The following is a 15,112-nucleotide window of genomic DNA, read 5'->3' as shown; positions in this document are numbered from 1 at the left end:
CTTTCATTATCTAAAAATGTGATTAGCTAGTTACTCTATGCCCTAATAATTCATTTGCAGTAGAAATAATACGGTGTGCTCTTAATTCAAATAAATCAAGTAATTCATCCATTTTTCCAGAAACCCCAAAACGGTCATTTGTACCGATTCTTCTTAATTTAGCTGGTTGGTTTTCCGATAATACTTCAGCAACAGCACTACCTAATCCACCTATAATTGAATGCTCTTCAACTGTGATGACATGTTTTGTTTTCGCAACAGATGCAATAATGGCTTCTTTATCAATAGGTTTAATTGTATGGATGTGTAAAAGTTCGGCGCTTACACCTTGCTTTTCCAATTCACCTGCTGCTTTTAGTGATTCATCAAGCATTATCCCAGTACTGATGATTGTAATATCAGATCCTTCACGGTATTTAATTGCTTTACCTATTTTGAATGGTTCTTCTTTTTTGGTAACGATCGGTACTGGTAATTTGCCAACACGGAGGTAAATTGGTCCTTCATGGTAATAAGCAGCTTCTACTGCTTTTTCCATTTCCACCGCATCAGCTGGAACAATTACCGTCATACGTGGAAGTGATCGCATTAAGGAAATATCTTCAAGCGGTAAATGTGTTGCACCTTCTTGTGCAGCTGATGTACCAGCGTTATGACCGACAATTTTCACATTGTTATTTGAATAACATACTGAAATTCTCATTTGATCAAATGCGCGCCCAGTAAGAAAGTTTGCATAAGCATTGGCAAATGGCACTTTACCCGCCACTGCCATACCGGCTGCGGTACCTACTAAATCACATTCAGAAATAMCGATGTTGAAAAAGCGTTCTGGAAATCTATTTTTATATAGATTTGTCATATTCGATTTTGCGCAGTCCGCGTCAAGTACCACTAAATTGTCATGTTTTTCTCCAAGTCTAATTAGTGCATCAGCAAAACCTTTACGTGGTGCTTCTTGATTTGCCATCTTAAGCCAACTCCTTTAAAGCGATTTCTAATTGCTCATCATTCGGAGCCATTCCATGCCAATCATGGGTATCTTCCATAAATGAAACTCCCTTGCCTTTAACCGTATGAGCTAGAATTGCAGTAGGTCTGCCTTTAGTGCGTTTAGCTTCTTTATACGCTTCATTAACTGCATGAATATCATGACCATCAATTTCAACAACGTGCCAACCGAAAGCTCTAAATTTATCACCAAGATTTTTTACACCTTTTACATTTTCAACAAAATCATCAAGTTGAATTTTGTTCCAGTCGATAATCGCACAAACGTTATCAAGATTGTAATGTGCAGTTGTCATTGCCGCTTCCCAAACTTGACCTTCTTGTAATTCTCCATCACCTATCATGCAATAGGATCTTCTATTGCTGCCATCCAGTTTTGCAATTAATCCAACACCATTAGCTACCGATAATCCTTGACCAAGTGATCCTGAAGATATGTCTACACCTGGAATATGCTCTCCACATGGATGTCCATGTAACCTACCGTCAACATCCCTGAATGTCATTAATTCTTCAACCGGGAAGAAACCTTTTTCAGCTAATACTGAATAAAATACAGGTGTACAATGTCCCTTAGATAAGAAGAAACAATCTCGGTCTTGCCAATCTGGGTTGTCAGGATCAACATTCATGTGTTCAAAAAATAGGACGGACATTAATTCAGTTGCCGATAAAGAACCACCAGGATGACCACTTCCAGCATGGTTCGTCATTTTAACTATGTGCCGGCGAATCGTTTTCGTTAGATTATTATAAAATTCGCCTTTCTCTTTAGAAAAATCCACTATTTACTCCTCCTTTTAGTCGCACAATAAGCAACGTTGTTTCATTAAATGATTAAAAAAATAAAAATAAGTAATTTGTTGCTTATTAACTAACCTTGTTTCTTATTTTGATATTATCACCGTTTTTTGAATATTTCAAGTATTTTACCATTAAATTTTTTATAAAAATTTTCGCAGGGCAAAACACCAAAGTTCCTATTCAAAGATAAACTTTTGATTCAATAAATTTCCACAAAAAAAGAATTGGTCTTAAACATTCTTTCAGACTGTAGACAATTTGAACGTTCTCCTCTCCGGGCACTCGCTTTTCCAGCAGAAGTATCGCACCCTCCGTTCCAATCAACTTTGTTTTAACTTTTTAGAACCCCTTTTGTTCACAAAAAAAGAATTGGCATTATACCAATTCTTTTTCACATTATTTAATTATCTGTGTAACCAAGCCTTTTGGAAATCTTTTTACCAATATCCATTATAATTGGTTTAATTTCAGTTAATCTTTCTTCAGTCATTCGGATGCTTGGTCCTGATATACTAACAGCAGCTGTAATTTTCTTACGATTATCAAAAATTGGCGCTGCAATACAGGTGATTCCTTGTTCATTTTCTTCAATTTCCCTACCAATACCTTCGTTCCTTATTTTTCCCAATTCTTTAAAAAAGGATTCTTTATCGGTAATCGTTTGTTCAGTATGTTTTGGTAAACCATGCTTGTCAATTATATCTACGATCTCATTTAATGGCAGATGGGCCAAGATTACCTTCCCAACTGCCGTACAATGCATTGGGGCACGTCTTCCTACTTGTGAATGTGTTCTAAGGGTTTCACTTCCCTCAAGTTTTTCAATATAGACTACCTCTCCTTGATCATATACGGTCAAGTGGATCACTTCATTAATATGTGATTCTAACTCTTCCAGAAATGGTTTAGCTTGAGTTCTCAAGTCAATAGATTCAAGCAGCATCGAACTTAATTCTAAATATTTATAGCCTAATCTATATTTTTTAGTTTCAGGATTTTGTTCGATGAATCCATGATCTACAAGAGTACTTAATAGTCTGAATATAGAGCTTTTATTTAAATCTAGGTTGGAGGCCAGCTCAGTAACCCCAATCCCTTCTTTACGCTTGCTCACTAATGAAATAATTGTTAACGCCCTATCTACTGACTTAACCATTTATATTAACCTCCGATTAAATCCTATATTACTGATCCTGTTTCTTTATCTTACCACAAGAGCAATACCCAGACATAATACCAGTCAAAAAATAAACCAAAAAAGAAGGTATGACGCCATTAAGGGCAACTAAAGTGCCCTTTTGGGTCAACCTTCTTTACATAACTTTATGCTTGTACGAAACTATTTTTTGCCGAAATGAACTTCCCAATTGGATGACTTACAATCCCTTTCTCAAAATCAAATACTAGTTGTCCTCTTACAAGCGTTTTCGTCACTCGACAGTTAATCTTTCTTCCAACATAAGGGCTTTGTTGATGACGGTAATACAAATCTTCTGGCTGAATGGTGTATGATTTATTTGGATCAAGAAGAATGATATCAGCGTCATAGGAAACTTTAATGCTTCCTTTATTTCTTAAGTTAAATATTTCTGCAGGTTTAGTCGCAATCATCTTTGAAAAATCACTTACAGAAACCCCACGTTTCTTAACAGCCTCGTCAAACATTAAATCAACATTATTTTGGCAGCCACTAATCCCTCCCCACACATCAAACATATTATTCGTGTTGCTCTGCTTCATTTCTGGAGGACATGGGGAATGGTCTGAGGCCAGGATATCAATTTTCCCTTCCTTAAGAGCTTCCCATAATTTATCTTGTTCTGCTTTAGTACGAAGCGGCGGGGCGCATTTCGCAACAGGTCCTATCCTTTCAAAGGTTTCCATATCCAACGTGAAATAGTGAGGACACGATTCTATCGTAACCTCTTGGCCTAGTTTTCGTGCTTTAAGGATTTCTTCAACAGCCTCTTCACTGCTAATATGAACAAAATGCAATTTGCATCCAGTCTCTTTCCCCAATAACAAAGCACGTTTTACAGCATCAACCTCAGTAAAAATGGGGCGGGACTCTACATAATCCCTTGCTGTTGTCTTCCCTTGTTTTTTCTTTTCAATTGCCAGTTTATCGGTAAGCTCTGCATTCTCAGCATGTATAGATAAAATATGCCCCAATTCCGATAGTTTTTTCATACCTTGATATAAAGTAAAATCATCAACATTTTTAAAATCTCCAATTTCCTCACTGCCACATGTTGCCATAAAACATTTGAAAGCCACAACGCCTTCGTTAGAAAGGTCCTCTAAATCTTGGAGATTATCAGGAACTAATCCACCATACAAAGCATAATCAACATACGCCTTATTTTCAGCAGATCTTAATTTTAAATGCAGTGAACTCTTTGTAGTCGTTGCCGGCAAAGCGTTTAATGGCATATCTACAAATGATGTTGTTCCTCCTGCAGCCAGTGCTTGAGTTCCTGTTACAAACCCTTCCCACTCCGTTCTGCCTGGCTCGCAAATATGGACATGGGCATCTATCATCCCAGGCATGACATATTGATGAGCAGCATCTATGATTTCAGCAGATTCTCCGGTTATTTCTTTTGAAATTTCTGCAATCTTACCATGAAGTATACCGATATCTAGTTGTTCCACTGTATTTTCAATTACTACATTTCCGTTCTTTATAACTAAATCAAACTTCATTCTCCCAACCCCCTTTTTTTGCAATTTTCAGTATATTAACATTGTTCAATTGCCTTGTTCATTTCCTCCTCAGATTGCATCAATCCATTATAAATAGACAGAGAGAATAGCCCCCGGAAACATAGAAATACAAGTCTACTTTTCAAAAATTGTACCCTTTTTGAATTTTGAATCTTTAAATGCAAATTTCATCAAAAGCAAATATGCACTGCCTCCCACAACAACGCCGATAATCCATGCCAGCTCCACTTTCAAACAGGCTGCACCGGCGCCGATTAGCAATGCAAGCACCGCTGCTGGATTATACCCGGCAAATGGACCGTCTTCCTTATACAAATCTGCAACATTCACCTTCTGCTTTCTTAATATATAATATTCGACTAATAATATAGAAACAATCGGTCCTAAAAATGCGGAATATATAAGAATGAAGATTCCAAGACCCTTTGCCGAAGAATCCTGCACAAGAACCCAAGGGAATGAACAAAATGCAAGCAGTCCGGTTATGGTAACTGCAGGTTTATATTTCATTTTTGTAAGCAATGTAATAACATAGGTTGGCGGAATGATATTGGCAACCATGTTTACTGCCACCGCACCCAAAACAATAAATGCGGATACAAAGAGGGTAATATACGAGTTATCCACCACGACCGCAAATGCTTTCACAGGATTGTTGATGCCGGTTGCGGAAGCAAGCATTCCACCGATTGTAAGTGTCAAGCCGTACGCTGTTAAAATAGGAAGAAAGTACAAAAACCCGCGTTTTTTGTCGCTAATACCGGTTTTTAGCTCTCTTGAATAGTCCGCTGCACTTAAAAAGATAGCCGCATAATTCCCCATAAACATCATGATCAATGCAAAGAAAGGCAAGCCCCATGATCCTTCTGCATGAACCCATTTTTCTGCAATAACATCGCTATAGGAGGTTAGTAGAACGCCAAATACATAGAGAAGCGCAAGTACAATAACAATAGACGCAAGCGTTTCCACCCATTTAATGGCATGGAATCCATACAGCGAAAGTCCAATTTGCACTAACTGCAGCACGACAAAGCAAATGGCAACATTATCAAAGGCTCCACCCGTCATAATCTTCGCAATTTCATTTAAGGCAGTACCGCCAATCCAACTTTGAAAACCGTACCAAACGATGGCGGGAATACCGCGCATCAGTGATGATATTACGGAACCTTTCAGGCCAAAGGACATTCTAAGCTGTACAACATATGGGATACCCGTTCTGTATCCGAGCCTATCATTTAAAGCAAAAACAGTTGAAATGATACCAATTGCCATGATAGCTGCGGCAAATGTCTGAAAGATGTTTAACGTAGCGATTCCCGCTACAATCATACTGGCTCCAAGCGTCATATTACCTAGATTAACACCGTCACCAACCCACATGAAAATATAGTCTACCGGACTTACCGTCCTACCTTCCTCAGTTTTCGGATTAAGTGATTCATCCACACCCGTATCATGTTGGATCTGCGTTTCTTGTGGAACGTAACTTTCTAAATTTGTAGACATAATACATCCAACCCCTTTTTTATTGTTTGCCGCATTTTAATGCATTGGTTAACAAGTTAGGTCTTAGATGTTTGCCAAGGCTATGATATGTTACAAACTTCCTTCTAAGTGGTCTTTTCCGTTCATCATTCACAGGAATTAAAATGCGAATTTGTTTTGTTAAAAGTACTATTTTCCATCACTCGATGTATTGTCGCGCATTAAGCAACGTCGTTTCTTTGAATTTGCAAAAAAAAACCACATGACAACACTTTAAATCTGAAAATGCTTTCGAAGGGCTGTATCACCTCCTTAAAAACCCTAATGGTAAGCGCTTTCATTAACTGTATATCAAATTACAATTAAAGAAATATATCTGACAAGGAGGAAGAGATCTGTAATTCCTCATTAAAATGAAGATTCGACTCAATTTCACTAAGATGAATGAGAGATAAGCGTTCTGCAAGATCACCGTCCCTTTGCTTAATGGCATTAAAAATTTGCAAATGATCGTGAGAACCACATGTTTCCATTTTACCTCTTCCATAGATTGCTATAATCACATAAGTTAGGGAAATCAGGTCTTCCAGATATTGATAAAAATACGAATTCCCTGCGATTTCAGCTATTTTCAAATGAAAATCCCCAGAGACTTTTAAAGATTCATAAAAATCCAGACTACCATAAATATGTCGTTCTTCTTCTACCAGAGTCTCTAGTTCTTTTAATTGTTCCTCATTATAGAGTCTGCATGCTCTTCGCACTGCTTCCCCTTCTAAGATTCTCCTCATTTCAAATACTTCTTTTGCTTCTTCAATTGTTGAACAGGAGACAAAGGTACCTTTATGCTCTTTAATTTTCACTAATTTTTCATATTCCAATCTGCGCAGAACATTTCGAACAGGGGTACGGCTTACGCCAAACGATTCAGCAAGATCCTTTTCTATGAGTTGCATATTTGGCCGAAGCTTTTGCTGGATAATAGCTTGCTTGATTTTTTTATAGATATCCATTTCTAAACTATTCAACACTTTATACCTCCCCTCAATGAAGAATTCAAAATTGAATGCAGTATTGTATACAATACTGGGTAAAAAAATTTGAACTGGATTATTGTACTAAATTTTATATGATTGATCATTTAAATTAAGTTGTTTAAGTTGCTTCAATCTGTCTGTTTTCAAAGAACATTGCCAAATCTCAAAAGATCTAGCCGCCCTTCCTGTCCCTCAATAAGCAACATCGTTTCAATAAGTGAGTAAAATATAACATTTTATTCTATATTTCACATTTTTTATACTATCACCACTAATTTAGTTTTTCAACAAAAAATTTCAAAATTCAGAATATTTTTATCTCCTTATTTACATAAAATAAATACTATTATAGCAGGATGCAATTTTTCTACTTAAGACTATTCCTTTAAGGTAATAACAACTTTTGCACCTCACCACCCCATTATTAATAGCCATATAGGAGAAAGGCTGACCTTTTGAAAGGCAGCCTATCTACTGAGAAAAAAAGATTTTAATGCAGTAACATTTTACTTCTTAGGATCTTTAAACATGGTATATTGCTTACTTATATCACTTTTTAACTTTTATAAATGATTTAATTGCTTTTATAGCTGCTTCATAGTTCGGATGTTCCGTAATTTCCGGAACGTATTCAACATACTGTACGATATCATTTTCATCTACAACGAATACTGCACGGCATTCTAAACGATGTTCCTTTATATATGTGCCATAAGCTGTTCCAAATGACATCTTAAAATGATCTGAAAGGGTTTGGGCTTCTTCTATTCCTGCTGCTCCACACCATCTTTTTTGTGCAAATGGAAGATCTACACTAATTGTTAACACTTCTACATCATTTCCTAGATTGCTAGCTGATTGGTTAAATTGCCGTGTTTGTGCGTCACATACTCCTGTATCAAGAGAGGGAACACATGAGATAAGGCGGACTTTCCCTTTTGAATCTTCAAGTGTAACTTTTGAGAGATCGTTTGCTAACACTTCAAAATTTGGCGCTTTATCCCCAACACGAATTTCACTCCCAATCAACGTAACTGGATTTCCAGCAAATGTTACTATATTTGATCTTTCTATAGACATATTATTTTTCCTCCTATTCCCTTAGCAATTCTTCTAAAAAAAGTTACCTTCAACGATAAGTAGTATAGCCATAAATTATGTGGTTAAAGGGTTTATCCATGTGTCTAATATATGGGGTACTGTTCAAAGGTTCGTATCATATTACTCCTTAAACATAGTAAGAAGCACTATCACTACTTAGTAAAAAGTTTTCAATTTTTTCTTTTACTACGTTCTGAACTGCGTTTTGGACTAAAGTCAATGTTTCAGTCGGTAGTTCCGACCACTCTTTTTCTGTAACATGAATTTCTCGATTAAGAGTTTTTATCATCATATGTTCTAAATCTGTTGCAATATTCACTTTACTAATTCCACCATTAGGAATTTGAATTGCATTCTTTATCATCTCTGAAGGAGTGCCTGAACCGCCATGTAACACTAAAGGTACAGATGTTAATGCACGAATTTCCATTAAACGATCAATATCAATTTTTGGATCTTTAACGAGATAAACCCCATGTGAAGTTCMGATAGAAATCGCTAATGCATCAATACAGGTCTCTTCAACAAACTGTTTTGCTTCTTCAGGCTCTGTAAATAGCTCTTCATCAACGTCGGTTTCAATAAAGTCGGTTGTCCCTATCTTGCCTAATTCAGCTTCTACAGTTACGCCTTTTGAATGTGCATACTCAACAACCTTTTTTGTTATCTCAATATTTTTATTGAATGGTTGCTCTGATGCATCAATCATAACGGATGTAAAACCAACTTCGATGGCTTCTGCAATTACATTGAAATCCTTCGTATGGTCTAAATGTAACACAGCAGGGATCGTAATATTCTCCTCTTGGATCACACGATAAAACTCTCGGCTAAATTCCGCTAAATTAATTCCATATCGTTCCTGCTCCCTCTCAGAAGTTTGAACAATAACCGCAGATTTCTTTTCTTGGGCCGCTCTAAGTATAGGAGCTACCATCTTTGTAGCTCTAGGGGTAAACGAACCGACAGCAAATTGATTTTGCGTAGCTACTGCAAGTACCTTTGTTAATGAACTAACATTGTTTGGTTTTATATTTACTTTCATTCATTCAAACTCCCTTAAAGATGATTTAACTTATTTCGTTCATTCACGCCCTTTAAGTTACCTAATGAGCAACAGTGTTCCCTTTTAATTTTAAATACTTTTCTGAAAATCCAACATTTCCCCCTCTTTCTTACCCACTATCTGAAAAAAAGCGTCTGTATTTCAATGTACAGGATTCGGCATCTGACAGCCTCTTTTCAACAAGGGTTTTCTAAATATAATGCTATTACCACGTAAAAAAACATTCTCAACAAAGATAAATGAATCCATTTACTTACTAAATTAGCAATTCAAATTAGGCTTCCACTATTGTTCCTGACTTTAATGAATTTTCTTTTTCGGTATTATTGCCAATCGTAAGGGCAATAATTGCTGCTACAATGATGGCTGCAATCATTAATATGAAAGTTGAATTGTAAGAACCACCGCTGCTTTCAATCATATAACCCATTAATAACGGGGAGATAAATCCTGCAATCGATCCGAAACAGTTAACAGTAGATGAACCTGCAGCCATTATTTTCGCAGGAAGCGTGTCAACAACCAGTCCCCAGAATGCTCCTTGAGCTAAGAACATGAAGAATGCAGCAACACATTGATACGTAATGACCACTGCAGTGGAAGTAGATTGAAGCATTAATAATAATGCCAGCCCACTAATTACAGCATTAGGAATAAACACCCATTTCCTCTTTCCTTTTACTTTATCTGACAAGTACCCACCAAGAATAATGGAGACTGTACCTACTAAATACGGTAAGGCACTGAAAATGCCAGTATCCATTAAAGAAAGCCCCCTAACATTTATCAGATAAGATGGAAGCCAAGAAGTGAAGCCCCAGAAAGTAATATCAAAGAAGAACCAAATGAACGCCATTTGCCATAAAATCGGTTTTTTAAATAGTTCCTTAAAGGAAACTCCTGAGTTTTTTTCTTCATTCGATTTTTCATTCTCAATGTCTTCCTCTAATTCTGCAAGCTCTTCTTTCGTCATTTTAGGATGATCTTTCGGATTATCTTTGAATTTAAACCAGATATACAGACCGAGTATAATGCCCGGAATACCCATTACGATAAAAACGGTACGCCATCCAAATGCCCCAATAATTGCTGCAGCAGCAATAGCAGCAATAGCCGGTCCTAAAGTATTAACTGTTGACTGAATTCCAGTAGCTGTTCCTCGTTGTTTACTGGGAAAGTAATTAGCTATTCCTTTATAAGCAGCACCTGGTAAACATGCCTCACCTAAACCGAAAACGAATCGAATAAGTAACATAAGTGGATAAGAAAAAATAAAACCAGTCAATGATGTGAAAATTGACCACCAAACAATCGCAATGCTCATCACACGACGAAAGCCAAATTTATCTGATAACATCCCGCCCGGAATTTGGAACAGTGCATACCCCGCAAAGAAAATACTTAACAGTAATCCTTGAGCTGTTGCCGTAAGATTAAGATCTTCACCAATATATGGCAATGCAATAGTGATTACCATTCGGTCCAGGAAAGAAAACAGCCAACATAACCATAATACGAATAAGACAGTATAACGAACTTTCCATTTAGATTTCTTTTTCAGCTGCAGTTGTTTGTTCATTAAACAAAAACCTCCTGAATGATTTCATTTCCATCATGTAAAGTTGTGCCTTTTCTAAACTAGTTACGGTGTTACAGTAAAAACACGGTACATTACCAACTGATAACCTTTATACAAGCGCTTACATTTCTTCCATTCCACAAAATAAATCATTAACATACATCGCCATAACTTTTACCGGTGCTGTAAACTAATTTTATTACCTATTATTTCCCGTCCAATGAAGCACTTCAAATCATCTTTCTCCCCCCCTTATAAATAGATTTGAAGAATATTAAAACTGAAGATGTTTAATCAACACTCCTAGTTCCCTAATAAGCAACGCTGTTCCTTTCTATAACCAAAAAATTTTGTATAAAAAGAATGATTAGTTATGTCGAACGGTATAACAATCATTGTACTGATTTTTTGTTTTAAAGTACTAGGCAAGAAGGCGTCGCCATAGACTTTATCCTAGATAGATTCTTTAGTCCCTTCATTATTGGTTTTCGTTGCTTATTAGGAAACGTAGTTTCAACAAAAAATCAAAATCATCTTATTTATAATATTCTTACCTGAAATGAATTCTAACATGTGCATGAACCACTTTCAAGAAAATTCTGAATTTTACACCCTTCCCCTTAAAGTTTATGACACAGCCTTTCTCTTTTACTAGTAATGTAATAGTAAATGATATTTTATTGCTTTGATTTTATAAGATCAGATGAACTAATAAAACACCAGCAATTACAATCATACTGGCTTTACCCTATACACGTCCTCGAACAATAGAAGGTTCTTTCGCAAACATGACCATGAAACGATGAACATATTGATAGTTACCTTTGTCATCGGGCGAGCTATTAAAGTGCTCAACAACAAATAAAGAGGGTCATCGCTGGTATAAATTGCCAACAAAATCTGTGCAACATGCCGAGTTATCCTATTAAAAATAAGCTCTTAAAACATATGACAAAACCCCACCTGTTCCCATAGCAACTGGTGGGGTTTCTAACTGGCTTCTACATCTACATCAACCGGGAGGTCCATCTTTGCAATCACGTCCTTTCGTTTAAACGGCTAATTTACTGTATTCATCCAACTGATCTTTAGTTAAATTTTTGATGAAATGGTCAATGTTTATCGACTCGATTTCATACCTTTCACAAATCTTTAAATAACTTTCATAAGCTTTGTCATAAATGTTCATCATCTAGATTCCTCCTTCTGTTATATAACAATAAATTTAACTTATTAATAATATATAACAACCTTGTTTTCCCGTCAATGTATTTTTCTGAAAATTCGGTAAGAATTTCGTTTCTCTTAGTATTTCCCATATTGTTCTTAGCTAACCGTCTTATAAGAAAAAGCCGCCTTAGCGACAGCTCCGATCATAAAGCAAGAAATAGAATGCCTGTTACATTAACGGCCAATGAATAACGTAAAAAACCAACTCTCCATATAGGAAAATTGGTTTTTATCATTTCAACGATAGATTATCCAAGCAATGCAGTCAGTCATTATTTGTAACTGCTGCAAGCACAGTGTATTTAGTTCTGCCACTAATAGCTTCGCCTAAAATTTAGCCTCTCCAAGGGAGACTCCACAGGCGCCGTGCCTAGAAGGCTCCCGGACCGCCCGCGGAAAACGAGTGTCTAGAGTGGAAAATAAATTGATTTCGGCAAACTCGATCATTATCAGGTTTGCCTACAGTCTGAGCAGGTACTCCGGCCTGCTATTTCTTACATATCAACTAAACAGCGCTTTGTTTGTTCCCTTTTTTGAAGGGGATGGGGTCGGGAGTATTTCTTTTTGTAATATAGGACCGTATGTATCGACACGACGGTCTCTAAAGAATTGCAGAATTTTTCTGGTCTCTTCTATTTCTTTTAAATCAATTTCTTGGACAATAATTCCTTCTTCCTCATCAAGTGAAGCTAAAATATTCCCGAATGTATCGCTAATGAATGAACCGCCGTAAAAATTCATGTCCTTTTCCTGGCCCACTCGATTTGTCGCAGCAACGAATACACCATTAGAAATGCCATGAGCGGAAATTGCCTTTTCCCAGGATGATCTTGTTGATATCTCGGGATGGTCTGGCTCTGAACCAATAGCAGAAGGATAGAATAATATTTCTGCACCTTGTAAGCTCAAAATTCGGGCAACTTCTGGATACCACTCATCCCAGCAAATCCCGACTCCTATTTTTCCATAAGCCGTTTCATAGACAGGATATCCAGTATTGCCTGGAACGAAATAATATTTTTCATGATACTGGGGACCATCCGGAATATGATTTTTTCTTGTAATCCCTAAACATTCCCCATCAGCATCAAATACAGCTGCACTATTAAAATAAATACCAGCACCTGCTCTTTCGTAAAAAGGGACAATCAAGACAATGGCCAATTCCTTAGCCAATTCACCCATTGCGGCCAATGTACCGCTATCTACATCTTCTGCTAAATCATAATTTTTCACACTAACCGTTTGCGGAAAATATTGCGAAGAAAATAATTCCTGCAAGCAAACGATTTGTGCGCCTTTATTTACTGTTTCTTTTATTTTCCCTATCGTTTTTTGAATATTTTCCGCAATGAATTCCCCGCAATGAATTTGAATAAGCCCAACTTTCACTTTTGACATTTTCTCACTACCTACCTTTTATCATTTTTTATCTTATACGGTTGTGACGACCTGGTTTTCATATACGATCTTTCCATCCATGATCGTCATCTTCACTTCTGTTTCAAGAATTTCCTCTGTTGATATGCTAAATAAATTTTTATTTAATACTGCGATATCCGCTATCTTCCCTGCTTCCAATGTGCCTAATTCCTTTTCTCTGAAAGACCCGAATGCCGGTGTAGCCGTGTAATACTTTAACGCTTCTGCTAACGTTACTCCTTCCGACTCTTGCCACGCCTTCCCGGTTAAATCTTTTCTCGTGATTGCCTGATAAATGCCCATCATGGGATTTAAGGGCACTACAGGAAAATCTGTACCAAAGGCAATTTTTGCACCAGTATCCATGAGTGTTTTGATAGGATAATAGAGTGGTTGTTGTTTTTCACTGATTCTGGCCGTATATGCCTCACTTTCCATTAATTCAATATGTTTAGGTTGAAATGAGGCGATTACATTTAATTCCTTAAAGCGATGAACATCGTCTGGATGCAATACCTCCACATGTTCAATGACATGTCTGGCGTCCCTTTCCCCATTTACGTTTCTCGCTTCTTCAAATGCATCCAATGCTAAGCGGACAGCACCGTTACCAATAGCATGGAAACGAATTTGAAATTTTTCCTTATCTGCCTTTTTTACTAATTGTTTAATTGTTTCAGCTGGAAAAGTGGTCCCGCCTTTTGTTTCAGGACGGTCTTTGTAATAATCCAATAAAAAAGCAGTATGACTAGTCACGACCCCATCTATAAATTGTTTTAATCCAGAAAAGGTAAGCTTGTCTGACTGATAATTTTTTTGTAATTCCTTGGCCGCAGCTACATCCATTTTTAACTCCGGCGAAAAGTGAATTCTGGTTGTTAGTAACCCTTCTCTCTCAAATTCCTTAAAAATTTCAAGGTCGTCTAATGGATTCGGAGCAATTTTAGCTCCGTATAAATCATTTACGGATGTGATTCCCAACCTTTTTGTTTCATTAAGAAAATCTTGGAATAGGTTTACACGTTTTTCTTTCGGTAATTTGTATGCATGTTCTGATGCATACCCAATTGCCTGTTCAAATAGAAGGCCTGTCAGTTCCCCATTTTCGTCTTTTCCAATTTCCCCATATTCCGGATTTGGGGTATCCTTCGTTAATTGGATCATTTCCATCGCTTTACTATTGATCCATGCGTAATGCACTTCTGCATTGAATAATAAAACGGGACGATCACAAATATATTTATCCAGTGTCGTTCTATGTGGCAGCACTTTATTCTTCCAATTGGTATGATCCCAGCCAACACCGAATATCCACTCATCATTTGGTCTCGTTTCTGCAAATTCGGCTACTATTTTGGCTGCATCTTCTTCTGAAGCTGCATCAAATAATTTGGCACTATCCTTCTGTAAAATGCTTCCCATCATAATGTGCATATGAAAATCATGAAATCCCGGAATGATCAGCCCTTCTTCGAAGTCATACACCTTTGTTTGATCTCCAAGGAATGACATTATATCTTCTTTAGAACCGATTTTAATCATTTTATTATCTTTAATAGCGATAGCTGCCTGTATAGGCTCATCTTGTAATCCAGTAAAAACATGTTGACCAGAAAGAATGATATCTGCATTTACCATTATTAT

12 protein-coding genes are annotated in these 15,112 nt (G+C 36.9%); all 12 read right to left on the bottom strand.

Going from position 1 to position 15,112, the window contains the following annotated elements; translation table 11 throughout:
• Window positions 1–22: 22 nt before the first annotated feature.
• Complete coding sequence (locus AC1DVB_RS03345) at window positions 23–970, bottom strand: transketolase family protein (RefSeq protein ID WP_477588158.1); 948 nt, start codon at window positions 968–970, stop codon at window positions 23–25.
• Between the two features lies 1 nt (window position 971).
• Window positions 972–1,796, bottom strand: a complete 825-nt coding sequence (locus tag AC1DVB_RS03340; RefSeq protein ID WP_034314956.1) for a transketolase — start codon at window positions 1,794–1,796, stop codon at window positions 972–974.
• Between the two features lie 419 nt (window positions 1,797–2,215).
• On the bottom strand, window positions 2,216–2,971 hold the full coding sequence (locus tag AC1DVB_RS03335; RefSeq protein WP_034314964.1) for an IclR family transcriptional regulator: 756 nt from the start codon (window positions 2,969–2,971) through the stop codon (window positions 2,216–2,218).
• A 167-nt stretch (window positions 2,972–3,138) separates the two neighbouring features.
• Window positions 3,139–4,521 carry an allantoinase AllB gene (allB, locus tag AC1DVB_RS03330; RefSeq protein ID WP_095678297.1) on the bottom strand — a complete coding sequence of 461 codons (1,383 nt, stop codon included), beginning with the start codon at window positions 4,519–4,521 and terminating at the stop codon, window positions 3,139–3,141.
• Between the two features lie 135 nt (window positions 4,522–4,656).
• Window positions 4,657–6,054, bottom strand: coding sequence for an NCS1 family transporter (locus tag AC1DVB_RS03325; protein ID WP_057275695.1), 1,398 nt, complete (start codon window positions 6,052–6,054; stop codon window positions 4,657–4,659).
• 341 nt (window positions 6,055–6,395) lie between these two features.
• Window positions 6,396–7,061 (bottom strand): GntR family transcriptional regulator, encoded by a 666-nt coding sequence (locus tag AC1DVB_RS03320; protein WP_230134720.1) that lies wholly within the window; start codon window positions 7,059–7,061, stop codon window positions 6,396–6,398.
• Window positions 7,062–7,619: 558 nt separating this feature from the next.
• Window positions 7,620–8,150 (bottom strand): thiol peroxidase, encoded by a 531-nt coding sequence (gene tpx, locus AC1DVB_RS03315; RefSeq protein WP_057275694.1) that lies wholly within the window; start codon window positions 8,148–8,150, stop codon window positions 7,620–7,622.
• A 148-nt stretch (window positions 8,151–8,298) separates the two neighbouring features.
• Window positions 8,299–9,216 (bottom strand): class II fructose-bisphosphate aldolase, encoded by a 918-nt coding sequence (locus tag AC1DVB_RS03310; RefSeq protein WP_477588155.1) that lies wholly within the window; start codon window positions 9,214–9,216, stop codon window positions 8,299–8,301.
• 295 nt (window positions 9,217–9,511) lie between these two features.
• Window positions 9,512–10,816: an MFS transporter gene (locus tag AC1DVB_RS03305; protein WP_057275692.1), complete on the bottom strand. Its 1,305-nt coding sequence runs from the start codon at window positions 10,814–10,816 to the stop codon at window positions 9,512–9,514.
• A 1,051-nt stretch (window positions 10,817–11,867) separates the two neighbouring features.
• On the bottom strand, window positions 11,868–12,008 hold the full coding sequence (locus tag AC1DVB_RS03300) for a hypothetical protein (protein ID WP_153246179.1): 141 nt from the start codon (window positions 12,006–12,008) through the stop codon (window positions 11,868–11,870).
• Window positions 12,009–12,547: 539 nt separating this feature from the next.
• Window positions 12,548–13,447 (bottom strand): carbon-nitrogen hydrolase, encoded by a 900-nt coding sequence (locus AC1DVB_RS03295; protein ID WP_052137514.1) that lies wholly within the window; start codon window positions 13,445–13,447, stop codon window positions 12,548–12,550.
• Window positions 13,448–13,480: 33 nt separating this feature from the next.
• Window positions 13,481–15,106, bottom strand: coding sequence for an amidohydrolase (locus AC1DVB_RS03290; RefSeq protein WP_454862071.1), 1,626 nt, complete (start codon window positions 15,104–15,106; stop codon window positions 13,481–13,483).
• Between the last annotated feature and the right edge of the window lie 6 nt (window positions 15,107–15,112).

The organism is Peribacillus sp. P4_D6, assembly GCF_056401795.1.
The sequence above is the reverse complement of the archived record's forward strand: the minus strand, read 5'-3'. Positions and strand labels throughout refer to the sequence as shown.

Excerpts from the sequence above, each read along its gene's own strand:
- AC1DVB_RS03335 (WP_034314964.1), bottom strand. The coding sequence starts at position 2,971 with ATGGTTAAGTCAGTAGATAGGGCGTTAACAATTATTTCATTAGTGAGC.
- allB (WP_095678297.1), bottom strand. The coding sequence starts at position 4,521 with ATGAAGTTTGATTTAGTTATAAAGAACGGAAATGTAGTAATTGAAAAT.
- AC1DVB_RS03325 (WP_057275695.1), bottom strand. The coding sequence starts at position 6,054 with ATGTCTACAAATTTAGAAAGTTACGTTCCACAAGAAACGCAGATCCAA.
- tpx (WP_057275694.1), bottom strand. The coding sequence starts at position 8,150 with ATGTCTATAGAAAGATCAAATATAGTAACATTTGCTGGAAATCCAGTT.
- AC1DVB_RS03305 (WP_057275692.1), bottom strand. The coding sequence starts at position 10,816 with ATGAACAAACAACTGCAGCTGAAAAAGAAATCTAAATGGAAAGTTCGT.
- AC1DVB_RS03300 (WP_153246179.1), bottom strand. The coding sequence starts at position 12,008 with ATGATGAACATTTATGACAAAGCTTATGAAAGTTATTTAAAGATTTGT.
- AC1DVB_RS03295 (WP_052137514.1), bottom strand. The coding sequence starts at position 13,447 with ATGTCAAAAGTGAAAGTTGGGCTTATTCAAATTCATTGCGGGGAATTC.
- AC1DVB_RS03290 (WP_454862071.1), bottom strand. The coding sequence starts at position 15,106 with ATGGTAAATGCAGATATCATTCTTTCTGGTCAACATGTTTTTACTGGA.